Raw genomic sequence first — 24,042 nt, forward strand, 5'->3', positions numbered from 1 at the left:
CCGGGCGGCGCGCCCGTTACGCCCGCCACTAGGCCTTTTTGGTGGTCTTCTTGGCCGTGGTCTTTTTCGCCGTGGACTTCTTGGCGGTGGTCTTCTTGGAGGTCTTTTTGGTCGTCTTCTTGGTGGTTTTCTTCGTGCTCTTTTTCGCGGTGGTCTTCTTGGCCGCGGTCTTCTTCGTGGACTTGCGGGTGCGCTTGGCGGCCTTCTTCGGCTCCGGCTCCTTGTATTCCTCTTCGAACTTGCGATACACCAGCCCCGCCGGTTCCACGCCGAGCATGGACATCAGCGTCACGCCGTCCAGCATGTTCTCGGCGTAGCTCGCCACGATCCGGCGCGCGGCGGCGGCGGTCTCCTCCTCGACCCGGTGCAGGGTCTCGGCGCTCGGGCGGGTGTCAGTAACCTTGGGCGGCACGAATCCTCCTGGTGCGTGGGGCAATACTCAGGCCCACCATCCTACGCTATGCCGCCCCCGCGCGCGTATCCGTGCCGCCCGCCTGGCGGGGCTCCGGGAGGGGGACTACCGACGCCTCGGGGCGCGGCGTCGCAACTGCTGCCGCGCCTGCTGCGCCTGCTGCAGCGTGGCGCGCCCCGCCACCCGGAAGCCCCGATACGGGTTGAACCGCTGCGGCCTGCGCACGCGCCGGGCGATCCACTCGCCCAGCACCACGCCCGCCGCCAGGCCGCAGGAGATGGCCAGCGCGGTGGCGATGTTGGTGAAGCCCACCAGCATCTGCTCGTTGAGCGCGGCGTACATCCCGCGATACACCGCCAGGCCCGGCAGCAGGGGGGTAATGCCCGCGATGGCGATGATCAGCGGCGGCACCTGGAAGCGGCGGGCCAGCAGGCCACCGGCGAAGCCGATAATCACGGCGGCGGTGGAACCGGCCATCACGGTGGACATCCCCAGCGGGGAGAAGATGAAGTAATAGAACACGGAACCCGTCATGGCCGTGATGCCGGAGATCGCCACCGCCGACCACTCCGCGTAGCAGGCGATGGCAAACCCCACGGAGGCCAGCGTGCCCGCCAGCACCCGCGTGCCGGGCGAGGCCGGATTGGGCGAGGCCACCGACTCCATCGGGGGCAGGGCGATGCCTGCGTAGGAGGAGAGCTGAAGGCCGATGGCCACGCCCGCCACGATGGCCCCGGTGTAGAGCAGGGTCTCGAAGAAGTGCGCGCTGGCGGTCACCGGGGCCCCGGTGATGCCGTCCTGAAGCGACTGCACCAGGGTGAGGCCGGCGAGCATCACGATGATCCCGGAGGCCACGATCTGGCTCGGCCGCAGCTCCACCCCGTACTCCGCGGCGGCGGCGTAGGACAGCGCCGCCGGGATGGTGGCGATCACGCCGCCGATGACGTTCTGGAAGAACACCGGCAGGTGATGCTTGGCCAGAAAGAGGCTCATGCACATGATGAGGATGGAGGCCACGAAGGAGATGGCGCCCACCAGCATCGTGCCGCCCAGCAGCATGGACACCGCGCCGCCCATGAGCCCCCAGCCGAAGATCGAGGTCACCGGGCCGTAGGCGGTGGGCTGGGCCTCGATCTCGTCCAAAATCCGCTCCGCCACGTCCGGCGGGGTGGCCCCGGCCTGAATGGAACGGATCAGGCGGTCCACCGCGGAGAGCTTGGAAAAGTCCGTGGTGAGCGTGCGCACCACCCGGAACACCGTCACCGGGGACTTCCGCGTGGTGCCGATCTGCGTGGACACCGTGATGTTGTTCATCGTGATGTCCACGTGGCACCACCACAGGCCGTACGCGGAGGTCACCGCGTGCATCTGGGCCTTGGTATCGCTATTCGACGTCCCGGAGGAAAGCAGAATATCCCCGATCCGCGCCGCCAGGTCCATCACGCCCGCCACCTGGTTGTAATCGGTGAGATCCACCGGGGCCAGGGGGGAGGGCGGTGGGGCGGCCTTGGCGGTATCGATCGTGGCCGCGTGGGGTGACTGGTTGCGCCAGGCGCTCAGCCGTTCAAGGAAGGTGGGCACTCGCACGGCCTTTCTTCGGGGTGTGTGCAGGGGCGTCGGCGGCGGTGCCGGACGCGGGGCGCCCCGGGGCGGGGACCGCGTGGCGAGCCCCGCGCGGGCACCGAGTGGGCACCGTGGTGCAAGAAACTTTAGTTGCGCGCCGTGGCCGGTGCATACGGGCAGGTGACGGCGGGCAAAGGGCGTGGATGAGAGGGAAGGGGCGGCGATCCTGTACCATCTTTGGCGACGCCGCCGCGGGGAATCGCGGTGGGGGTCGGTGCTGGAGTGGCGCAATTGGTAGCGCAACGGTCTTGTAAACCGTAGGTTGTGGGTTCGAGTCCCATCTTCAGCTCTCTGAGCAGGGGGACAGCGCAGGGGGTAAAGGGCTTTATGGCCGTGTACGGGGGAAGTAACATGGGCGGTGCGCCGCGCCGTCCCCGGCACCCGAGGAAAGAGCCGGAGGAGCTGCTGCGGAATGCCGAGCGGCGCGGGTGGAAAGTCTCAAAGGGGAGAAAGTATTTCAAGATGAAGTGCCCGTGCGGTATCCATATCAAGACTGTTCACCTTACTCCGTCGGACCCGCGCTATCTGAGAAATACGCTGAGCCTGCTCGCCAGGGAAACCTGCTGGGAAAGGGAATGAGAATGCACACGTTTGAGTTTTCGCAGGCCTTTACCCGCGTGGGGAGAACGGCGGGGCCGTTCGATGACTTTCTGGACCGGGTTATCGACGGGTTGGATGAGGCCGGGCTGGAGGCCGACTATGTGGCAAACCTCCACGAGCTGCGCGCGATCTGGCAGATTTCCGTGCCGGAGAAGAGCCGATTGGGCGCGTTGAGCGCCGCGAGCGCCGGGTTGCGCGCCGCGCTGAGCTCCGCCCTTCGCGCGGATCGGGGATGGGAGGTCCGGGACGACCTCGAATCCGTGGTGCCGGTGAGAGGAAACGAACTGACCGTCGCGTGACCGCGAGTTTCCTTAGTGGGGAGGGCGTCGGGATCGCGCTCACACCACAAACCGGTACCCCATCCCGGCCTCGGTGAGAAAGTGCCGGGGGTGGGTGGGATCCTCCTCCAGCTTCTGCCGCACCTGGGAAAGGTACACGCGCAGGTAGTTCGTCTCCTTCCCGTAGGACTCCCCCCACACGGCCTTGAGCAGGTCCGCCTTACGCACCAACTGCCCCGGCCGTCCGGCGAGGTGCGCCACGATCCCCCACTCGTGCGGGGTCAGGTGCACCGGCTGCCCGTGGCGCAGCACCAGGCAGCGGGCGAGGTCGATGCTCAGCGCGCCGTCGCCGGTGGTCACCACGGGAGCGGGAGCCTCCCCGGTGGGGCAGCGGCGCAGCGCGGCGCGCAGCCGGGCGAGGAGTTCCCCGATGGAGAAGGGCTTGGTCACGTAGTCGTCCGCGCCCTCGTCCAGGGCGTTGATCTTGCCCTCGTGGTCGTGGCGGGCGGAGATCACCAGCACGGGGGCGTCGCTCCACGCGCGCAGGGAGCGCAGCACGGTCAGGCCGCTGGCGTCGGGTAGGCCGAGGTCCAGCATCACTGCGTGGGGACGCCACCGCCGCGCCAGGTCGAGGGCCTGGGCGGCGGTGGGCGCCACCGTGACCTCGTAGCCCCGGGCGCGCACGTGGATGAGCACCACGCGGGCCAGGGAGGCGTCGTCTTCTACCAGGAGAATGCGGGGGTTATCGCTCATCATGGGGCTCCGGGGCAAGCGGGAGGGAAAGGATCATGGTGGTGCCGCCGCCGGGGGTGTCGGCGAGGCGGACGCTGCCGCGCATGGCCTCCACGAGGCCGCGCACCACGGACAGCCCCAGGCCCAGCCCGGCCCCGGCGTTGTTGCGGTGCGCAAAGGGGGTAAAGAGGGTGGGGCGATGGGACTCGGGGATGCCGGGGCCGTGGTCGATCACGCGGAGTTCGAGGCGCTCCCCGGCGACCTCGCCGCGCAGGAGCACGGGTGCGCCGCCGTGGGTCAGGGCGTTGCGCACCAGGTTGGCCAGGCAGCGCTGCAGCAGGCCGAAGTCCCCCAGGATCGGCGGCAGGTTACCCGGTACCTCCACGGCGATCTCTCCGCGCAGCTCCGGCTGCTCGCGCAGCAGGGCGTCCACGACCTCGGCGGCCCGCAGCGCGCGCCGGTGGGGCTCGAGGCCCCCGGAGTTGAGCCTGCTCATGTCCAGGAGGTTGCCGATCACCGTCTCCAACCTATCGGCGGACTCCTCGATGCTTTCGATCAGCTCCGCGCGCGCCTGCTCGGGGAGGGGGACGTCGCCCAGCGCCAGGCCCGAGACGGCGGCCTTGATGCTGGCCAGCGGGGTGCGCAGGTCGTGGGAGACGGCGGCGAGGAGGGCCGAGCCCGCGCGGTTTCCGGCCTCTAAGGCCGCGGCGGCGCGGCGCACGGCGTCGAGCTCCTGGCGGTCCAGGATCGCGGCGATGCGGGCGCCGTGCGCCTCCAGCATGGAGAGGTGGGCGGGGGTGAGGTGGCGCCCGCTCACCACGAGCCGCACGTGTGCGCCCAGCTCCACCCGGTGCCCGTGGCGGGGCTCCCAGGTCTCCCGCAGCCCGCCGTGTTCGGTGGACTCCAGGGTGGTCCAGCGGTGGCCCTCCGGGGAGTGGCGCTGCAGGTCCACCCGGTCCAGGGAGAAGGTCTGCCGGATGTGGCGCAGCAGCGAGGGGAGGTCATCCCCTTCGTGGATGGCCCCGCGTGCGAGGTCCGCCAGGATGATCGCCTGGGCCTGGCGGCGCCGGGCCTGCTGGGCCCGGTGCGCGGCCACGTCCACCACCCAGGCCACGCACACCGCGACCACCAGGAAGAACACGAGGCTGATGAGGGACTCCGGCTCCGTGATGGTCAGCGTGTGCTCCGGGGTGGTGAGAAACCAGTTCACCAGCAGGGAGCCGGAGGCCACGGCGAGCAGCGCCGGGCGCAGCCCGCCGGCCAGGGCCGCAAAGACCACGATGGTGAGGTAGCCCAGCAGCACCGCGCCCACGTAGTCCGGGCCCGGGTTGAGCGCCGTCAGCCCCACCGTGGCCAGCGGCGGGGCCAGCGCCGCCACGGCCCAGCCCAGGGCCCGGCGCGGCCCGCTGAGCCGGGCCCTGGGCGGGCGAGGCGCGGGGTCTGGCCCGCCGGGGGATTCAGTGGCCACGATGTGCACGTCCGTGTGCCCCGCCTGATCGATGATCTGCCTGCTTATCTGCGCGCGCCACGGGCGCAGGCGGCGCTTTCCCAGGCCGATGACGAGCTGCGAGGCCCCCTGGGTGCGCGCGAAGCCGAGCAGGGTGGCGGCCACCTCGTCGCCTGCGATCACCCGCCACCTGCCGCCCAGGTCCTCCGCGAGGTCCTGGAGGCGGCGCAGGGAGGCGGGCGGGCGCGCGGGGGCGGTGTCGTCCTCCACCGTGACGTGCACCACCACCAGCTCGCGGTCGGCCACGCGCCCGGCGATGCGCGCGCCGCGCCGGATCAGCGCCTCGGAGCCGGGCGCGCCGGAGACCCCCACCACCACGCGCTCCCGGGTGGGCCAGGCGGACTGCTCGGGGTTGGTGGGGCGGTACTGGGCCATGCCCTCCTCCACCTTGTCCGCGAGCCAGAGCAGGGCCAGCTCCCGCAGCGCGGCGAGGTTGCCCAGGCGGAAGTAGTGGTCCAGGGCGCGCTGGGCTGCCTCGCCGCGATAGACCAGCCCGCGCGCCAGGCGCACCCGGAGGGCGTCGGGGGAGAGGTCCACCAGCTCGATCTGGTCGGCCTCGCGCAGCACTCGGTCCGGCAGCGTCTCGCGCTGGCGCACCCCGGTGATGGCAAAGACCACGTCGTTGAGGGACTCCACGTGCTGGATGTTGAGGGTGCTCAGCACGTCGATCCCGGCGTCGAGGATGTGGTGCACGTCCTGCCAGCGCTTGGCCGACGGCGCCCCGGGGCCGCCCATCACCGTGTGCGCCAGCTCGTCCACCAGCACGGTATCTGGCCGGGCGTCCAGCACGGCCTGCACGTCCAGCTCCCCGTAGCGCCCGCCCTGATGGCCCGCCTGCGGTATCCGGGGCAGCACGTCCAGGCCCTCCACCAGGGCGGCGGTGCGGGGGCGGCCGTGATCCTCCACCACCCCCACCAGCACCCGGCGGCCCTGGGCGCTCAGCTCGTGGGCCTCGTTGAGCATGGCGCAGGTCTTGCCCACGCCGGGCGCGAAGCCCAGGTAGATCTTCAGGCGCCCGCGCGGGGAGGGCTCGGGGGAATCGCCGTGGTTCACCGGGGTGGTCCTTAGCCGATCGTCGGGTGGTTCTGCTGGTTCTCGCGGCACCGCGCCACGGCCGCGTTGAGCGTGGTGACGTTCACCGGGTCCGAGTTAGGCGAGCCGAGCGAGCCGCGCAGCGCCGAGGGCTGCGCGTTCTGCGCCACGAGGCGGCGCACCGTCTCCTCGGGCAGGCCCGCGTGCCGGGCCACCCGGGGCGCCTGCACCTCAGCATAGGCCCGCGAGATGTGCGGGTCGAGCCCCGATCCGCTGGCGGCCAGCGCCTCGGCGGGCACGCGCTCCGGGGCGATGCCCTCGCGCTCGGAGACCTCCCGGCGGCGCTGTTCCACCAGGGAGAGGTAGGCGGGGTCCGCGGGGGAGGCGTTGGAGGCCTGCCCCTCGCCCGCGCTGGGGCGGGGATAGAACCAGGAGTCCGCCTCCCTACCGGAAACGGGCTGCTGGGCGAGCAGGGCGGAGCCGACCGGGCGGCCCGAAGCGTCCTCGATCAGGGAGCCCGCCGCCTGGCGGGGAAAGAACGCGGAGCCCACGCCGGCCAGGGCCAGCGGGTAGCACAGCCCCAGCAGCACGGTGAACAGCGCGAGGGCCACGGCCCCGGCGCGCAGGGTGTGCAGCACGCGAGAAAACGGAATCACAGCAGGCCTCCCAGGAAAGCGGTGAGGAGAAGGTCGATGAGCTTGATGCCCACGAAGGGAACGAGGACGCCGCCGAGGCCAAAGACCGCGAGGTTGCGCCGCAGCAGGGCCGCCGCGCTGCGGGGGCGATAGGCCACCCCGCGCAGCGCTAGGGGGATCAGGCCCAGGATGACCAGGGCGTTGAAGATCACGGCGGAGGCGATGGCGGTGTGCGGGCTGTGCAGGCCCATGACGTTGAGCGCGCCCAGGCCGGGGAAGGCGGCGGAGAACATCGCCGGGATGATGGCAAAGTACTTGGCCACGTCGTTGGCGATGGAGAAGGTGGTGAGCGCGCCCCGGGTGATGAGGAGCTGCTTGCCGATGTGCACGATGTCGATGAGCTTGGTCGGGTCGCTATCCAGGTCGATCATGTTCCCGGCCTCCTTGGCGGCGGAGGTGCCGGTGTTCATCGCCACGCCCACGTCCGCCTGGGCCAGCGCCGGGGCGTCGTTGGTGCCGTCGCCGGTCATGGCCACCAGGTGTCCGGCGGCCTGCTCTCTGCGGATCAGCGCCAGCTTGTCCTCCGGGGTGGCCTCCGCCAGCACGTCGTCCACCCCCGCCTCGGCGGCGATGGCCCTGGCGGTCAGCGCGTTATCGCCGGTGATCATCACCGTGCGGATGCCCATGGCGCGAAGCTGCTCGAAGCGCTCGGTCATGCCGGGCTTGACCACGTCCTTGAGGTGGATCACCCCCAGCACCTCGCCGCCGCAGGGTTTATCCGAGGCGTCGCAGAACAGGCGGGCCACCACCAGGGCGGTGCCGCCGGAGGAGCTGATCTCGCGGGCGATGCCGCGCGCCTGCTCCACCGGGTGCGCGGGGTGCGTGGGGTTGGCCCCGGCGGCGCCGGGGCCGTTCTTATCGTCCTTGCCGTCCTGGCGACCCTGGTCGCCCCGGTTGTCCGGGTCGAGGCGCTCCACCAGGGCGCAGACCTCGCTCGCGGCGCCCTTGACGATGCGCTCCCGCGCGCTCAGCCGAACCCCGCTCATGCGGGTCTGCGCGGTGAACGGGATGAAGGTCAGGCCCCGGCGCTTCTCCTGCGGCAGCGGGCAGGTGCGCTCGTCCGCGAGCGCCACCACCGAGCGGCCCTCCGGGGTCTCGTCGGCCAGCGAGGAGAGCTGGCAGGCCAGCGTGAACTCGGCGGCCGGGGTGGCGCCCACCGGGACGAGGTCCACGGCGCGGCGATCGCCCACGGTGATGGTGCCCGTCTTGTCCAGCAGCAGCGTGGAGACGTCCCCGGCGGCCTCCACGGCGCGGCCGGACATTGCCAGCACGTTGCGCCCCACCAGGCGGTCCATCCCGGCGATGCCGATGGCGGAGAGCAGGGCCCCGATGGTGGTGGGGATGAGGCACACCAGCAGCGCCACCAGCACCACCGGGGACTGCGGAGCCCCGGCGAAGGCCGCTATGGGGGCCAGGGTGAGCACCACCAGCACGAAGATCATGGTGAGCACCGTGAGCACGGTGCCCAGCGCCAGCTCGTTGGGGGTCTTGCGCCGCTGCGAGCCCTCCACCAGGCCGATCATGCGGTCCATGAAGCTCTGCCCCGGCTCGCTGGTGATCTCCACCACGATCCCGTCGGAGAGCACCGTGGTGCCGCCGGTGACCGCGCAGCGATCCCCGCCGGACTCCCGGATCACCGGGGCGGACTCCCCGGTGATGGCGGACTCGTCCACCGTGGCGGCCCCGGCGACCACGTCGCCGTCGGCGGGGATGGACTCGCCCGCGAGCACTAGCACGCGGTCGCCCCGGCGCAGGGCGTCGGAGCCCACCACCTCGCCGGGCGGGGTGGTGCCCGGAGGCGTGCTCAAAGCCGTGGCTAACGCTGCCAGAGCGGCGTCGTGAGTCTCCTCGGGGCGGAGGCGCCGCGCGGTGGTGGTGGAGCGCGAGGAGCGCAGCGACGCCGCCTGGGCCTTGCCGCGCCCCTCCGCGAGGCTCTCCGCGAACACCCCGAAGAACACGGTGGCCCACAGCCAGGCGGAGAGGAAGAAGGTGAAAAAGCTCGGGCGGGCCACCCCGAGGACCAGGAGGAACGCGGCCCCCACCTCCGCGAGGAACATCACGGGCACCCGGACGAGGCTGCGGGGGTCCATCTTGCGCGCCGCGACGGGCAGCGCGGTGAGAAGAGCGTGCTTATTCATAGCGTGAGAGCCTCCGCGAGTGGGCCGAGAACAAACAGGGGAAGGAAGGTCAGCGCCCCCACGACGAGCGCCACCCCCACCACGAGCCCCACGAACAGCGGGCGGTGCGTGGGCATGGTGCCCGAGGAGGCGGGTGCGGGGGCCTGCGCGGCGAACGAGCCCGCCAGCGCCAGCACCATCAGCATGGGCAGGAAGCGGCCCAGCAGCATGACCACCCCCAGGGCGGTGTTGAACCACGGGGTGTTGGCGTCCAACCCGGCGAAGGCGGAGCCGTTGTTGTTGGCCGCGCTGGCGAAGGCGTACACCAGCTCCGTGAGGGCGTGCGGGGAATCCGTGGCGGTGGACAGGCTGGCGCGGGTGCCGGGCAGCACCACGCTCAGCGCCACCCCGCCCACCACGGCGGCGGGCATGACCAGGGTGTACAGGCACACCCTGATGATCTGCGCCACCCCGATCCGCTTGCCCAGGTACTCCGGGGTGCGCCCCACCATGAGCCCGGAGAGGAACACCGTGAGCAGGGCCACGACGAGGATGCCGTAGAGCCCGGAGCCCACGCCGCCCGGGGCGATCTCCCCCAGTAGCATGTTCAGCAGCAGCACGCCGCCGCCCAGCGGCGTGTAGCTGGAGTGGAAGGAGTCTACGGCCCCCGTGGAGGTTAGGGTGGTGGACACTGCGAAGAAGGCCGAGGGAAGCACTCCGAAGCGCAGCTCGCGGCCCTCCAGGGCGTGCGCGGAGGAGGCCTCCAGAGCGAGGACGGCCCCGAGGGAGGCCAGGAACAGCGCCCCCATCGCGCCCAGGAGCGCCCAGCCCTGGCGGCGATCGCCCACCATGATCCCGAAGGTGCGGGTGAGGCTCACCGGGATGAGCAGGATCAGGAACACCTCCACCAGGTTGGAGGCCGCCGTGGGGTTCTCCAAGGGGTGCGCGGAGTTGGCGCCAAAGTAGCCGCCGCCGTTGGTGCCCAGCTCCTTGATCGCCTCCTGCGAGGCCACCGGCCCGCCCGGGATCACCTGTGTGCCGCCCGGCACGGTGTGCACCACCGAGGCGGGGGCGAGGTTCTGGATGACCCCCTGGCTCAGCAGCACCACCGCCGCGAGGGCGGCCAGCGGCAGCAGCACCCGCAGCACGCAGCGGGTGAGGTCCACCCAGAAGTTCCCGATGCGCCCCTGGGCGTCCCGGCAGGACAGGCCGCGCACGAGGGCTATGGCCACGCTGATGCCCACCGCGGCGGAGAGGAAGTTCTGCACCGCCAGGCCGGTCATCTGCACCAGGGGGCTCATGGTGGTCTCCCCGGAGTAGGACTGCCAGTTGGTGTTGGTGACGAACGAGGCGGCGGTGTTCCACGCCTGATCGGGGGCCACCGCCTCGATCCCTCGGGCAAGCGGCAGCAGGCCCTGCGCCCGCTGCAGGAGGTACAGCGCTACCAGGCTCAGCGCGGAGAACACCAGCACCCCCGCCGCGTAGCGGGTCCACTGCTGGGAGGAGTCCGGCCGCACCCCGAGCAGGCGGTAGACGGCGCGCTCCGCGAGGGTGTGGCGCGGGCTGCTAAACACGCGCGCCATGTAGGCCCCCAGCGGCAGGTACGCCCCCGCGAGTGCCACGAGGACGAGGAGGACGGGGGCGGCGCAGCGCAGGGCGTCGAGCACGGCGGGGATCATGAGAAATCCTCCGGGCGCGCGAGGGCCACCATGAGGTACCCCAGGGAGGCCAGGCCTAGGACGAGGCCTAGCAGGCTATCCCACGTCATAGCGAGTCCACCCCCTTGACCGCCAGGAGCGGGCAGAAAAAGATCCCGCCGGTGAGGGCGAGGTAGAAAAGATCACTAACCATGCGCAACAAACTAAACCTGCGGCGCGGCCGTGCCCGGTGATCTTGACGCAATCTTGACGCCGCGCGATACCCAGGGGGGAGAGGGCTCGCGGAGGGCGGGAACGACGAAGCGCCCGGAACCGAGGCGGAACCGGGCGCGGGGCCTTGTGGGGCGGCGGGGTGACCGGCCCCGGGCGAGCCCCGGGGTATCAGGACAGCGGCGGCACGGGGGCGAACCCGTGCAGCAGGCTGTTGATGCTGGCGAGGTAGTAGGAAACGAGATCGCCGGCGACGTCGAAGAGGCCGAAGCTTGAGCTCAGCATGGGGGCTCCTTGCGTAGAGGGAAAGATTTTGGTCTATCCTAGCGCATCGCGCGGACCTTTTAGAAGGCGGCGAGCAGCAGGAACACCGTGGCCAGCAGCGGGAAGGCGCCCTGCTTGATCGCGGCGGCGCGGTGCGGGGCGGAGGAAACAAAGAGCACCGTGGCGGCGGCCAGCATGGGGGTCACCCCGGCCAGCGCGAGGGTCAGCCCCACGGTGCGGCTCCACGGCAGCGCCACCAGGCCCGCGAACACGAGGGCGGCCAGGAAGAAGTTATAAAAGCCCTGGTTGTAGGCGTTGAACTTGGTCAGCCGCGCGGACTCCGGGGTGGTGCCAAAGAGGGCGCGGGCCCTCTCCCCCTCCCAGGCGAAGGACTCCAGATAGAAGATAAAGACGTGAACGAGCGCCGCGAGGAGGGCGAGGGCGAATCCGGCGATGAGCATGGGGTCCTTTCGGGGTAGGGCAGGAAGCATACCCCGGGGCGGCGAGGCCACGGCGGGGTGCGTGTTAGTCCTTACCACCCAACGGGCGCGGGGCGGGGTTTATTCCGCTACTGGTCCCTGGCTTGGCCGCCACGCCCGGCGCCTTCCGACGGCGCGGCGTGGGATTCGCCCGGCGCGGCGTGGGCTTCTCCCGGCGTGGGCAGGCTGCTCAGGAAGTCCCGGGAGGCCTGCGTGCCCAGCCGGTACCACGTGCGCGCCTGGGAATGGGGGTCGCCGCCCCCGGCGGGAACGGGGGCAGCGTCCTGCTCTAACCGGGCGGTGGGGGCCTCCCCGGGCCCCGGTGCCGCCGCGGCCAGGAGGAACAGGACGCTGACGAGGAACGCCGCCAGCAGCCCGCCCCAGGGCAGCTCCATGCCGTCGTCCTCGAAGCTCGTGGTGGAGGCCAGCGGCCAGAAGAGCAGCAGCGCCACGAGGGCGAGCGGCGTCCACAGCGCGTCCTGGTAGCGCCGCGCGCGCACCATCGCGAGCACCCCCACGATGGGAAGCACGAGCACCAGGAGGGAGGAGACCCACAGCAGAGGCGACGCCAGGCAGGCGGCGCACAGCCAGCCCACGAGCAGGATCTCCTGGGCGTACGCCCGCCGCAGCCCCGCCAGCCAGCAGGCCGCCGCCGCGAGGAGCAGGGCGGTCAGCAGGGCGATGAGGTGCACCCAGCCGGGGGAGTCCGCGAGCACGCGGGTGCTCACGCCGCGCGGAAGGGACTCGCGCGCGCCCATGATGATGGCGCTGAACGCCTGGTTCTCCTTGCTGAGCACGGCCCCGCCGCCGACGTCGCCCAGCAGCCCCACCCACGACCGCACGCTGTTCAACCCGGCGAAGAGCGCGGAGAGCACCACCGCGGCCCCCGCGCCGACCGCCGCCCAGGCCCCCGCGAGGCGGGTCCGGGGCCACAGCAGCAGCGGAACCACGAGCACCAGGGGAACCAGGGCAAGGGCGGAGGCCACGCCCAGGGCCACCCCGGCGCGCGCGGGGCGGGTGGGGGCCACGGCGAGCGCCCAGGCGGTGGCCGCCAGCACGAGGGGCATGAGGCTGCCGTTGGCGCTGCCGATCTGGAACGCGGCGCTGAACCACGCCAGGGTGGCGGCCGGGGCCAGCCAGGCCAGCGACGCGGGGCGCTTGGCCCAGAAGTAGTAGGCCGAGGCGAGGAACAGCACGAGGCAGAATCCCTGGGCCGCGGCCAGCAGGAACTGCGCCGCCCCGAGGGGTACCACGGCGGTGAGCGGAGCCGCGATCACGGCGAGGAGGGGCAGCGCGAAGAAGGGCCTGCCCCGGTAGGCCGAGGCGTCGTAGAGGTCGTAGGTGCGGTCCGTGCGCACCAGCTCGCCCGCGTTCCACAGGGCGTGCAGGTCCGCGTCCGCCCCCTGGGTGCTCCACAGCAGGGCGTTGATGAGCGCGGCGAAGGCCGCCAGGGCGAGGATCGCCGGAGAGCATACCGTGAAAGAGCGCATGGTTTAGGAGGCGATCCTTTCTGCCCGAGCGCGGCGCCGCAGGAGGCCCGCCGCGCCGCGAAGGTCGCGGGGGCGGTGATGCCGGTGCGGGGAACGGCACCGCGTGCGCGGCGCCCCGGCCACCAGCAGGAACAGGGTCAGGTGCAGGGACAGGGAGACCAGGCCCAGCCAGGGGACATAGAAGGGCGACTCCTGGGCCAGGGGCGGCAGGAGCAGCGCGGTAAACAGCGCGAGCGCGGTGTACACTGCGGGCGCGCGGTGCCGGGGCGTGTGGGCGAGGGTGCCCATGATGGGCAGCGCCACGATGATGAGGTAGTGCGTCCACATGATGCTCGCCGTGAGGGTGGCCAGGGTGAACCCGCCCACAGACAGGATCTCGAAGGCGCGCTCCCGGTTGCGCAGCGCCGCCCAGCACACGCCCGCCAGCCCCACCACGGTGACCATCCGGGGAATCCAGGGTATCCAGGCGGGAATGTCCTCCACGATGGGCACGAACAGCTCCTCCGTGCGCTTGCCCATCTGCAGCGTGCGGTCCACGCTGGGCTCCAGGAACACGGAGACAAAGCTCTGATTGACCTTGTCCACGATGCCGCTGCCGTTGAGCCAGGTCAGGGTGTGCACCCACTCACCGAACACGGCCCGCCCGCCGAGGAAGAAGGACAGCGCCACGATCGACGCCGCGGTGAGCGCCGTGACCACCCCCGCGCGCCGGGTGGCCCGGAACATGCCGAGGGGAAGCAACAGGCTTAAGGGGGTGAGCTTGATGGCCGCCGCGATGCCGAGCACGAACCCGGAGAGGGCGGGGCGGTGCGCCGCCATGGCGAGGCCGTAGGCGATGGCCGCCAGGATCAGCGGCGTGGTCTGGCCGATGTCCGAGGAGAGCTGGAAGGCGGCGGTGAGCCACAGCACCACGGTGGCCGCCGCGAGGTGCGGCAGGCGCATGGTCTTTTTAAACCACAGGGTATAGGCGGAGGCCACCAGGGTGACCAGGCAGAAGCCCTGGGCGAAGGTGAGGATGACCTCCGAGGTTCCGTAGCTCATGACCCTGGTGAGCAGGGAGACGAACCAGGCCACGAAGGGGATGTGGACGTAGGGGTGGGGGAAGCGGTAGTCCGCGTTATTTTCCACGTAGGCGTTCCACACCCGCGTGGTCCAGCGGGAGAAGTCCTTCTCCCAGATGTCATAGAGCAGGTGGGTATCGCCGCGCACCACCATCTCCCCGGCGATCCAGAGGGAGGCCCAGTCATCCGTGGACTGGCTGCGGAACCACACCGCCGCGTTCGCGGCCCCGAAGAAGAAAGCAAACACGAGGGTAACGGGGCTGAAAACGCGGATCCTGTGGAGAGAGCGGCGTGGCATAGAGCTACTTTTCAGATGAGGGGAGGCGAGGGGACACGGGGTGGGAAACCCCTTTTCGGTGTTATCGCCACTGACTCCCTTGATGTTAGCGGGTGGGGTGGCGGCCTTAAGAAGCGGTGGGCGCGTTGCCGGTGGGGCGTGCGAGGGATGTGGCGGGCGTCATGGGGTCCGGGTGGGGAGGCGCCCCGCCCGTCACCCCTCTCCTTGAAGTGAGGTCCCGGTCACCCCGTGTTTGTTATTGTTCAGACCATGCCTGATTTCACCCTCACCGCGCAGGACCTCGCGCGCCTGCGCGAGTCCGCCGATACCCCGCAGGTGCGCATGGCCACCAACGCCGTGACCGTCACGGACGTGGACGAGGTGGCGCTCAACCGCAGGGCGGTGGTGGCGCTGCACCCCGTTACGGAGGCCAAGCTCGATTCCCTCAAAGTGACGGATCAGAAGCAGTCGGGCCGCTGCTGGATGTTTGCCGCGCTCAACGTGTTCCGGCACCGGATCGCACGGGACATGGGCGTGCGGGACTTCGAGTTCTCCGAGGCGTACCTCCAGTTCTATGACCTTTTGGGCAAGGCCGAGGTGTTCCTCGACGCCATCGAGGAGCACCTGGGGGATCTTGACGATCGCCGCGCCCACGCCCTGCTGAGCGCCCCGGTGGGCGACGGCGGGGAGTGGAACTACGCGGTGCACCTCATAGAGCGCTACGGCGCGGTGCCCAAGTACGCCATGCCGGAGACGCAGTCCAGCTCCCATACCGTGCACCTGCGCCGGGACCTGAACACGGTGCTGCGCCGGGGCGTGGCGCGCCTGAGGCAGGGCGTCACCACCAAGGAGGAGGTGCTGCGCGCCGCGCACCGGGTGCTGGTGATTCATCTGGGGGTGCCGCCGGAGAGTTTCGTGTGGCAGTACCGGGACAAGGAGGGGGAGTTTCACCGCGAGGGCGAGTTGACCCCGGTGGAGTTCGCCCGCCGGTATCTTCCGGGGGACTTGGGGGAGTACGTGGTGCTGGGGCACGATCCCCGGCCGCAGCGCCGGGTGGGGCGTCGCTACGCCATTGACACCCAGACGAGCGTGCCGGGCACGGAGCCGTTTACCTACCTCAACGTTGAGATGGCGGACCTTACCCGGGCGGCCCGCGATAGCGTGGCGGCGGGGGAGCCGGTGTGGTTCGCCTGCGACGTGAACCGCCAGTTCCACCGGGACATGGGCGTGTGGGACGAGGGGCTGCTGGAGCGCGACGCCCTCTACGGCGTGGACACCGCCACCACCAAGGCGCAGCGCATGGAGACCTTCGAGTCCGTGCTCACGCACGCGATGGTGCTCAGCGGGTACGACGCCGCCCCGGCCCGCTGGCGGGTGGAGAACTCCTGGGGTGAGAAGAAGCAGAGCGCCAAGAACGAGGCGGCGGACAAGGGCTACGCCACGATGTCCCAGGAGTGGTTTGAGCAGAACGCCTTTGCGGTGGCGGTGCATCGCCGCCACGTGCTGCCGCACCTGCGCGCGGCGCTGGACGAGGAGCCCACGCTGCTGCCCCTGTGGGACGCGATGGCCTAGGGCGAGGAGAGGGAGCAATGACGATGGATTATGCACAGTGGAACCGCGACCTTGCCGGAGACCCCGCGGTGCGCCTGGCCACCAACGCGGTGACGGCCACGGACGTGGACCGCATCGCGCTGAACCGCAGGGCCGTGGTGGCCCTGGATACCTCGGTATCGCACAAGGTGGATGACTGGGCGGTGGCCAACCAGAAGCGCTCCGGGCGGTGCTGGATCTTCGCGGGACTGAACTCCCTGCGCGGCGAGGTCATGGCCCGGCACCGGATCAAGGACTTCGAGTTCTCCCAGAACTACATCCACTTTTACGACAAGCTGGAGAAGGCCAACTACTTCCTGGCGGCGATGCGCGACCTCAAGGATCGCCCCCTGGAGGATCGCACGGTCTCCCACCTGCTGCGCACGCCCCTGGAGGACGGCGGCCAGTGGAACATGTTCGTCTCCGTGGTGGAGAAGTACGGCGTGGTGCCCAAGTACGCCATGCCGGAGACGCAGTCCAGCTCCAACACGGGCAAGCTCAACCGCGACCTGCTCACCGTGCTGCGGCGCGCCGCGCTGCGCCTGCGCGAGGCCTCGGACGGCGAGGCGGAGGAGCGGGCGCGCGCGGAGGCCCTGCGGGACGTGTACCGCATCCTGGTGATTCACCTGGGGGTGCCGCCGGAGAGTTTCGTGTGGCAGTACCGGGACAAGGAGGGGGAGTTCCACCGGGAGGGCGAGTTAACCCCGGTGGAGTTCGCCCGCCGCTACCTGCCGGGGGACCTGGCGGAGTACGTGTGCGTGGTCAACGATCCCCGCCACGAGTACCGCGCGCGCTACACCGTGGAGTACCTGGGCAACGTGGTGGGAAGCGGCCCGGTGACCTACCTCAACGCCCCGGCGGGGGTGCTCAAGGAGGCCGCCGCCCGCGCCGTGGCGGAGGGCCACCCGGTGTGGTTTGGCTGCGAGACGAGCCGCCAGGGGGAGCGGGAGAACGGCTTCTGGGCCGCCGACCTGTATGACTACGAGTCCGTCTACGGCGTGGAGATGGGCATGACCAAGGAGGAGCGCCTGCGCACCGGGGAGTCGCTCATGGAGCACGCGATGGTGCTCACCGGCGTGGACCTGGACGAGGGCGGCAGGCCGCGCCGCTGGCGGGTGGAGAACTCCTGGGGAGACGAGAAGGCGGAGAAGGGCTTTTGGACCATGGACGATTCCTGGTTTGACCCCTACGTGTTCGAGATCGCCGTGCCGCCGCGCTTCCTGCCCGAGGAGGTGCTGGCCGCGCGGGACGCCGAGCCGGTGGCGCTGCCGGCCTGGGACCCGATGGGCGCGCTGGCGCGGGCGGCGGGATAGCCCCGCGCCGTCGTCACGGCCCCTGAACCGGGGCTAGTGCCCGGCCTCCGCCGAGCCGTAGGGGGTGGTGCGCGGGTTGCCGCTAAAACACCAGGCCGCCACCGCCGCGCAGGCGGCCGCCACGGCGGCGATGAGCCAGAGGATCACCCGGTAGGCGTGGTCGTAGGCCGTAAGAGGCGCGGCCTCCGGCCCGGAGAACGCCGCGAGCAGGGCGGGGAAGAGGCTGCCCAGCACGGCCACGGAGAGCAGGCTGCCGAACTCGTAGGAGACCTCCTCCACCCCGGAGGCCATGCCCGCGCGCTCCCGGGGAGCGGACCCGATGATGGCCACGGAGGAGACGGACATCACCGCCCCGGCCCCGGCCCCGGTGAGCGCCATGCCGAGCAGGAACAGCGGCATGCTGCCCGCGTGCAGGGAGGCGGCGGCCAGGGCGGTGGCCGCCGCGATGAGCCCGAAGCCCCCGGCGATGAGCGTGCGAAAGCCCAGCCGGTGCAGGTTGGCCCCGCCGAGGATCGCCAGCGGCATGGCGCAGGCCGCCGCGAGGGAGACCACCAGCCCGGCCTGGAGGGGGCTGTAGCCCGCCGCCACCTGGAAGCGCTGGGTGGTCATGTACTGCAGGCCCGTCATGGCGAACATGCCCCCGGCGGCGGCGAGCACCCCGCCGTTGAACATGCGGTGGCGGAACACCGTGGCGTCGAGAAGCGGCATGGTAAGGCGGCGCTGGCGGCGGGCGAAGAGCAACCCGGCGCACGCCGCCACGAGCAGGGCGGCCGCCAGCAGCCACGCCTGACGGTGCGGGTTGGCGGCCTCCTTGATGGACATGACCAGCCCGGAGACCGCCAGGAGCGCCAGCAGGGAGGAGGGGGCGTCCCAGTGGGCGCGGGGGTTGGGTATGTTCGGCGGGGCGAGCAGCAGGGTGGCGATCAGTGCGGCGACGCCCACGGGCACGTTGATGAGAAAGACCGAGCCCCACCACAGGTGCTCCAGGAGCGCCCCACCCACGACCGGCCCGGAGGCCGAGGCCACCACGGCCACGGAGCCCCAGATGCCGATGGCGGTGCTCAGCTCGCGCTCGTCGTGGAAGGTGACGCGGATGAGCGCCAGGGTGGCGGGCATCATCGTGGCGGCGGCCAGGCCCAGCACCGCGCGGGCGGCGATGAGAGCCCAGGCGGTGGGGGAGAAGGCGGCGGCTAGCGAGCCGAGGACGAACAGCCCCATGCCGATGAGGAACATGCGGCGGTGGCCGAGGCGATCGCCCAGGGTGCCGGTGCCCAGCAGCAGGCCGCTGAGCACCAGGGGGTAGGCGTTGATGATCCACAGGGCCTGCAGCTCCGTGGTGTGGAGCTGCTCCTTAAGCTGGGGCAGGGCGGTAAAGAGCACGGAGTTGTCCATGCCGATGAGGAAGAGCCCGGCGCTGATCACGGCCAGGAAGGTCCACCGCTGCCGGGGCGTGGTGGGGGCCGTTGCGGGGTTGCGCCGAGGGGGCTGGGCAGGCCGGGGGGAGTGCATGGGCAAACTGTACCAATGCGGGGCGGGCGCGCCGCGCGGTCGCAGGGCCCTGGCGAGCGGTGGTAAGGAGGAGCATACTGGTGGGCATATCCACACAAGCGGAATAAAACAAAAGCAACCCCACCCGGCGGGACGGCGGGGTGGCCGTCGGGGGATGCCGACACGCGGGCTCCTCGGCGCGCCCGGGGCTTGGGGCTCCGCGCCCCGCCTGGGTGGGCATTGCTCGGACGCGAAGGAGTATTCATGGCTCAGGACTACGCCACCGTACTAATCAGCGCCCTGGAAAGGCAGGGCGTGCGGCGCATCTACGGCGTGGTGGGGGACTCGCTGAACCCCATCGTGGACGCGGTGCGCGATTCCTCCATCGAGTGGGTGCACGTGCGCAACGAGGAGGCCGCGGCCTTTGCCGCCGGGGCGGAATCCCTCGTCACCGGCGGGCTGGCGGTGTGCGCCGGGTCCTGCGGGCCCGGCAACACCCACCTCATCCAGGGGCTGTACGATGCCCACCGCAACGGCGCCAAGGTGCTCGCGCTGGCCAGCCACATCCCCTCCCGGCAGATCGGCTCGCGCTTCTTCCAGGAGACGCACCCGCAGCAGATCTTCCAGGAGTGCTCCGGCTACTGCGAGATGGTCAACTCCGGGGACCAGGGCGCGGTGATTACCCACCACGCCATCCAGGCCACCATGAGCGGCAAGGGGGTGTCCGTGCTGGTCATCCCCGGGGACATCGCCGCAAAGGAGGTGGAGGACACCCGGATCATCGACTCGGTGATCGCCTCCGGGCGGCCCATCTCCTACCCGGATCAGCGCGAGGTCGCCGCCCTGGTGCAGGCCATCAACGAGGCCTCCTCGGTGACGCTCTTCGTGGGCGCGGGCGTCAAGGACGCCCGCGAGCAGGTGCTGGCCTTAGCGGAAAAGGTCAAGGCCCCCATCGGGCACGCCTTCGGCGGCAAGCACTACATCCAGTACGGCAACCCCTTCGACGTGGGCATGTCCGGCCTGCTGGGCTACGGCGCCTGCCACGAGGCCTCTCACGAGGCGGACCTGCTCATCCTCATCGGCACGGACTTCCCCTACAACGACTTCCTGCCCTCGAAGAACGTGGCGCAGATCGACATCGACGGCTCCCACATCGGGCGGCGCACCACCATCACCTACCCCGTGGTGGGCGACGCCGGCGCGGTGATCGAGAACATCCTGCCCCACGTGGAGGAGAAGAAGGACCGCTCCTTCCTGGACAAGATGCTCAAGAAGCACGCCAAGGCCCTCGAGGACGTGGTGGCCGCCTACACCAAGAACGTGGAAAAGCACACCCCCATCCACCCGGAGTACGCGGCCTCGCTCATCGACGAGCTGGCGGCCGAGGACGCGATCTTCACCGTGGACACCGGCATGTGCAACGTGTGGGCCGCGCGCTACCTCACCCCCAACGGGCGGCGCGTGGACATGGGCTCCTACCGCCACGGCACCATGGCCAACGCCCTGCCGCAGGCCATCGGCGCCCAGGCCGCCGACCGCAGCCGCCAGGTGGTGACCTTCAGCGGCGACGGCGGGCTGAGCATGCTCATGGGCGAGCTGATCACCGTCAAGCAGCACGACCTTCCGATCAAGATGTTCGTGTTCAACAACTCCTCCCTGGGCATGGTGAAGCTGGAGATGCTGGTGCAGGGCATGCCGGAGTACGAGACGGACCACGACCAGGTGGACTACGCGCAGATCGCGCGCGGGGTGGGCATCAAGGCGATCCGCATCGAGGACCCCGCCCAGTTGCGCGCCGGGATCCAGGAGGCCCTGGCCCACGAGGGCCCGGTGCTGGTGGACATGGTCACCGACCCCAACGCGCTGTCCATCCCGCCGAGCATCACCTGGGAGATGCTCATGGGCTTTTCCAAGGCGGCCACCCGCACCGTGTTCGGCGGCGGGGTGGGGCAGATGCTCACCCTGGCGCGCTCGAACCTGCGCAACATCCCCACCAGCCCGTCCCAGTTCTAGTGCGCCTTCAGGCGGCCCAGGGGCTCGGCTTGACCTTCACGCCGCGTCAACCCGCAGGATCGTTCCCGTGAGCGATACCACCGGAGATAACGCCGAGTACACCATCGGGCGGGCCGCCGAGATCCTCGGCGTAACCCCGCGCACGCTGCGGCATTGGGAGGCCGTGGGCCTGCTGGAGCCACGGTGGCGCACCCTGGGCGATTACCGCCTGTACACGCCCGAGGACGTGGAGCGCGGCCTGCAGATCGTGGTGTACCGCGCGGCAGGGGTGCCGCTGGCGCAGATCGGGGAGCTGATCGACGCCTCCGGCACCCGCCGCGAGCGCCTGCGGCGGCAGCGCGAGATCCTGGTGGGCAGGATCGCTCACCTGCGCGGAATGATCCGCGTGGTGGACGAGATTCTGGAGGGAGACGCCACGATGAGCGTGGAGGAACCGGCAAAGAAATGGCGTGAGCAGTGGTCCGAATACCGGGCCGAGGCGCAGGAGCGCTGGGGTAATACCCCCGAGTGGGAGCAGTCCCGCGAGCGGATGAGGCAGATGTCCGCCGGGGACTGGGAGGAGGCCACGGCCGAGGCGGCGGCGCTCCGGGAGGCCCTGGCCGAGGCCGCCGAGCGCGGAGTAGAGCCCGGCTCCCCGGAGGGCGACGCCCTGGCGCTGCGCCACCGGGCCGAGATCGCGCGCTGGTACGAGGCCACCCCGAGCAAGCAGGTGATCCTGGCCCGCATGTACGTGGCCGACCACCGCTTTGCGCGCAGCTACGGGGAGCGCCGCGGGTACCTCCGCGACCTGGTGGAGGCCCGCGCGGCGAAGGAGGGGGTGGACCTCGACGCCGTCCAGTGGTGCTAGTCACCCCTTTGGGGGGATTGTGCCGCGCGACGCGCCGCCGCTGGGATAAGGTGGCGGGGGAATCCTGCTGGTTGCAACGAAAAGAGGTTTCCCGTGACCGACCCCGCCACCAACCCCGCCACCGCTACCGCCGCCCCTCCCGCCGCCGATCCGGCGGCGGAGGCCCGGGTGCGCGCCGACGACCGCGCGCACGTCTTTCACTCCTGGTCCGCGCAGGGCGCGATCAACCCCATGCCCGTGGCCGCCGCCGAGGGCGCGCGGATCTATGACTACGAGGGCAACGGCTACCTGGACTTCGGCAGCCAGCTCGTGAGCGCCAACCTCGGCCACAACCACCCGGAGCTGGTGGCGGCCATCCGCCGCCAGGCGGGCCGGGTGACCAACCTCAACCCGGCCTTCGCCAGCGACGTGCGCGGGGAGCTGGCCCGGCGCATCGTGGAGTCCGCCCAAGGCGAGTTCAGCCACGTCTTTTTCACCAACGGCGGGGCGGACGCGGTGGAGCACGCCATCCGCATAGCCCGCCTGCACACGGGCAAGAACAAGATCCTGGCGGCCTACCGCAGCTACCACGGCGCCACCGGCTCCGCGATCATGGCCACCGGGGAGGGGCGCCGCCTGGGCAACCCCACCACGGACGGGGACGTCTACCACTTCTGGGGGCCGTTCTGCTACCGCTCGGCCTTCCACGCGGACTCCCCGGAGCAGGAGTGCGCCCGCGCCCTGGAGCACCTGGAGCAGACCATCCTCTTCGAGGGGCCGGGCCAGATCGCGGCCATCATCCTGGAGTCCATGGTGGGCTCCTCCGGGGTGATCGCCCCGCCCGAGGGCTACCTCAAGGGCGTGCGCGAGCTGTGCGACCGCTACGGCATCCTCTACATCGCGGACGAGGTCATGGTGGGCTTCGGCCGCACCGGCAGGCTGTTCGCCTACGAGCACGGCGGCGAGGACCTCGCCCCGGACCTGGTGACCTTTGCCAAGGGCGTGAACTCCGGCTACGTGCCGCTGGGCGGGGTGCTCATCCACCCGGACATCGTGGAGACCTTCTCCGAGCGCGCCTACCCCGGCGGCCTGACCTACTCCGGGCACCCCCTGGCCTGTGCCCCCGGCGTGGCCGCCCTGGACGTCTACGAGCGCGAGGGGGTGTTCGAGCGGGTGGCCCGCCTCGGGGAGGAGCTGATCGGGCCGCGCCTGCGCGAGATCGCGGAGCGCCACCCCAGCGTGGGCGAGGTGCGCGGCCTGGGCTTCTTCTGGGCGATCGAGTTCGTGCGGGATCGCGCCAGCCGCGAGCCCCTGACCGAGCTGGGGGAGTTCGCCGCCGCCTGCAAGGAGGGCGGCGTGTGGCCGATGGTCAGCGCCAACCGCACGCACATCGCCCCGCCGCTGATCACCTCGGAGGAGGATCTGCGCCACGGCATCGACGTGATCGACGCCGCCGTCGGCAGGATCGACGCCCTGTTGTAATTCCCAGTTTTCTGCCAGTCCGTGGTCAGCGGGGCGGCAGCCCGCCGCGCCATACTCGCCAGTATTGCGCCGTGGCAGCCCCGCGATCCCGCGCGGGCGGCCTGACTGGGAGAGGTGGTAGCAATGGAGAATATGAATGAGAACGTCAATCACGTCAAGGTCCTCGTGGTGGACGACGAGCCCAATATCGTGGAGCTGCTCACCGTGGGCCTGAAGTTCCAGGGCTTCGAGGTGAAGTCCGCCAGCAACGGCAACGACGCCTTGGAGGTGGCCCGCGAGTTCCGCCCGGACGCCTTCATCCTGGACGTGATGATGCCGGGCATGGACGGCTTCGAGCTGCTGCCGCACCTGCGCGACGAGGGCCTGGACGGCCCGGTGCTCTACCTCACGGCCAAGGACGCGGTGGAAAACCGCATCCACGGCCTGACCATCGGCGCGGACGACTACGTGACCAAGCCCTTCTCCCTGGAGGAGGTCATCACCCGCCTGCGCGTGATCCTGCGGCGCGGGCACAGCCTGGGCGACGAGGTGCGCGACGCCACCATCGCCTACGCGGACCTCACCCTCAACGACGACACCCACGAGGTGACCAAGGCCGGGGAGATCGTGGATCTCTCCCCCACGGAGTTCAACCTGCTGCGCTTCCTGATGATCAACGCGGAGGTGGTGCTGAGCAAGGCCAAGATCCTGGACAACGTGTGGCACTACGACTTCGGCGGCGACGGCAACGTGGTGGAGTCCTACATCTCCTATCTCAGGCGCAAGGTGGACACGGGGCGTCGCCCGCTCATCCACACCGTGCGCGGCGTGGGCTACGTGCTGCGTAAGCCGCGCCAGTGAGATGGCACCGTAGGCCGCCCGGGGAGCAGTGGGGCTCGGCGGGCCCACGGCGCGG

At 70.7% G+C, this 24,042-nt stretch carries 19 protein-coding genes and 1 tRNA gene; 8 read left to right on the plus strand and 12 right to left on the minus strand.

The genetic code is table 11. The features are described from left to right. Nucleotides 1-28: 28 nt before the first annotated feature. Entirely contained in the window at nucleotides 29-412 is a 384-nt protein-coding gene (locus B140_RS0103615; RefSeq protein ID WP_018117992.1) for a hypothetical protein, read from the minus strand. 105 nt (nucleotides 413-517) lie between these two features. Next, nucleotides 518-1,993 carry a threonine/serine exporter ThrE gene (gene thrE, locus B140_RS0103620; protein ID WP_018117993.1) on the minus strand — a complete coding sequence of 492 codons (1,476 nt, stop codon included), beginning with the start codon at nucleotides 1,991-1,993 and terminating at the stop codon, nucleotides 518-520. A gap of 258 nt (nucleotides 1,994-2,251) precedes the next feature. Here thrE and B140_RS0103625 point away from each other — a divergent pair. Beyond that, a tRNA-Thr gene (locus B140_RS0103625) sits at nucleotides 2,252-2,324 on the plus strand. A 292-nt stretch (nucleotides 2,325-2,616) separates the two neighbouring features. Beyond that, nucleotides 2,617-2,934, plus strand: coding sequence for a hypothetical protein (locus B140_RS0103630; protein WP_018117994.1), 318 nt, complete (start codon nucleotides 2,617-2,619; stop codon nucleotides 2,932-2,934). Nucleotides 2,935-2,973: 39 nt separating this feature from the next. Here the strand turns inward: B140_RS0103630 and B140_RS0103635 are convergent, their stop codons facing one another. The 9 genes from B140_RS0103635 to B140_RS12930 form a co-directional block, all read right to left on the minus strand. Further along, entirely contained in the window at nucleotides 2,974-3,666 is a 693-nt protein-coding gene (locus tag B140_RS0103635; RefSeq protein ID WP_018117995.1) for a response regulator, read from the minus strand. Further along, nucleotides 3,656-6,205 (minus strand): DUF4118 domain-containing protein, encoded by a 2,550-nt coding sequence (locus B140_RS0103640; RefSeq protein WP_018117996.1) that lies wholly within the window; start codon nucleotides 6,203-6,205, stop codon nucleotides 3,656-3,658. The genes B140_RS0103635 and B140_RS0103640 overlap by 11 nt, the downstream gene beginning before the upstream one ends. Before the next feature lie 11 nt (nucleotides 6,206-6,216). Further along, nucleotides 6,217-6,840, minus strand: coding sequence for a potassium-transporting ATPase subunit C (locus tag B140_RS0103645; RefSeq protein WP_018117997.1), 624 nt, complete (start codon nucleotides 6,838-6,840; stop codon nucleotides 6,217-6,219). Then, a complete protein-coding gene (gene kdpB, locus B140_RS0103650; RefSeq protein WP_018117998.1) occupies nucleotides 6,837-9,017 on the minus strand; it encodes a potassium-transporting ATPase subunit KdpB in 2,181 nt (726 codons plus the stop codon). Before kdpB ends, B140_RS0103645 begins: the two co-directional genes overlap by 4 nt. Further along, nucleotides 9,014-10,675 carry a potassium-transporting ATPase subunit KdpA gene (gene kdpA, locus B140_RS0103655; RefSeq protein ID WP_018117999.1) on the minus strand — a complete coding sequence of 554 codons (1,662 nt, stop codon included), beginning with the start codon at nucleotides 10,673-10,675 and terminating at the stop codon, nucleotides 9,014-9,016. Before kdpA ends, kdpB begins: the two co-directional genes overlap by 4 nt. Then, the gene (locus B140_RS0103660; protein ID WP_018118000.1) at nucleotides 10,672-10,764 is read right to left on the minus strand and encodes a potassium-transporting ATPase subunit F; all 93 of its coding nucleotides are present in this window, start codon (nucleotides 10,762-10,764) and stop codon (nucleotides 10,672-10,674) included. Before B140_RS0103660 ends, kdpA begins: the two co-directional genes overlap by 4 nt. Nucleotides 10,765-11,208: 444 nt before the next feature. Continuing rightward, complete coding sequence (locus B140_RS0103675; protein WP_018118002.1) at nucleotides 11,209-11,589, minus strand: DUF1304 domain-containing protein; 381 nt, start codon at nucleotides 11,587-11,589, stop codon at nucleotides 11,209-11,211. Nucleotides 11,590-11,696: 107 nt separating this feature from the next. Next, nucleotides 11,697-13,097: a glycosyltransferase 87 family protein gene (locus B140_RS0103680; protein ID WP_018118003.1), complete on the minus strand. Its 1,401-nt coding sequence runs from the start codon at nucleotides 13,095-13,097 to the stop codon at nucleotides 11,697-11,699. Between the two features lie 3 nt (nucleotides 13,098-13,100). Next, on the minus strand, nucleotides 13,101-14,405 hold the full coding sequence (locus tag B140_RS12930; RefSeq protein WP_018118004.1) for a glycosyltransferase family 87 protein: 1,305 nt from the start codon (nucleotides 14,403-14,405) through the stop codon (nucleotides 13,101-13,103). 300 nt (nucleotides 14,406-14,705) lie between these two features. On the opposite strand from B140_RS12930, the gene B140_RS0103690 reads away from it, so the two are divergent. Continuing rightward, nucleotides 14,706-16,007: a C1 family peptidase gene (locus B140_RS0103690; RefSeq protein WP_018118005.1), complete on the plus strand. Its 1,302-nt coding sequence runs from the start codon at nucleotides 14,706-14,708 to the stop codon at nucleotides 16,005-16,007. Between the two features lie 17 nt (nucleotides 16,008-16,024). Beyond that, the gene (locus tag B140_RS0103695) at nucleotides 16,025-17,338 is read left to right on the plus strand and encodes a C1 family peptidase (RefSeq protein WP_018118006.1); all 1,314 of its coding nucleotides are present in this window, start codon (nucleotides 16,025-16,027) and stop codon (nucleotides 17,336-17,338) included. A gap of 33 nt (nucleotides 17,339-17,371) precedes the next feature. Here the strand turns inward: B140_RS0103695 and B140_RS0103700 are convergent, their stop codons facing one another. Then, nucleotides 17,372-18,847, minus strand: a complete 1,476-nt coding sequence (locus tag B140_RS0103700) for an MFS transporter (RefSeq protein WP_051069230.1) — start codon at nucleotides 18,845-18,847, stop codon at nucleotides 17,372-17,374. A gap of 243 nt (nucleotides 18,848-19,090) precedes the next feature. Between B140_RS0103700 and B140_RS0103705 the strand changes: the two genes are divergently transcribed. The 4 genes from B140_RS0103705 to B140_RS0103720 all read left to right on the plus strand — a co-directional run bounded on the left by B140_RS0103705 (nucleotide 19,091) and on the right by B140_RS0103720 (nucleotide 23,987). Then, the gene (locus B140_RS0103705; RefSeq protein WP_018118008.1) at nucleotides 19,091-20,839 is read left to right on the plus strand and encodes a pyruvate dehydrogenase; all 1,749 of its coding nucleotides are present in this window, start codon (nucleotides 19,091-19,093) and stop codon (nucleotides 20,837-20,839) included. A gap of 67 nt (nucleotides 20,840-20,906) precedes the next feature. Next, entirely contained in the window at nucleotides 20,907-21,686 is a 780-nt protein-coding gene (locus tag B140_RS0103710; protein WP_018118009.1) for a TipAS antibiotic-recognition domain-containing protein, read from the plus strand. Between the two features lie 93 nt (nucleotides 21,687-21,779). Continuing rightward, nucleotides 21,780-23,147 (plus strand): aspartate aminotransferase family protein, encoded by a 1,368-nt coding sequence (locus tag B140_RS0103715; RefSeq protein WP_018118010.1) that lies wholly within the window; start codon nucleotides 21,780-21,782, stop codon nucleotides 23,145-23,147. 123 nt (nucleotides 23,148-23,270) lie between these two features. After that, nucleotides 23,271-23,987, plus strand: a complete 717-nt coding sequence (locus B140_RS0103720; RefSeq protein ID WP_018118011.1) for a response regulator transcription factor — start codon at nucleotides 23,271-23,273, stop codon at nucleotides 23,985-23,987. Nucleotides 23,988-24,042: the final 55 nt, after the last annotated feature.

This window comes from Corynebacterium mastitidis DSM 44356 (genome assembly GCF_000375365.1).
Lineage (GTDB): Bacteria > Actinomycetota > Actinomycetes > Mycobacteriales > Mycobacteriaceae > Corynebacterium > Corynebacterium mastitidis.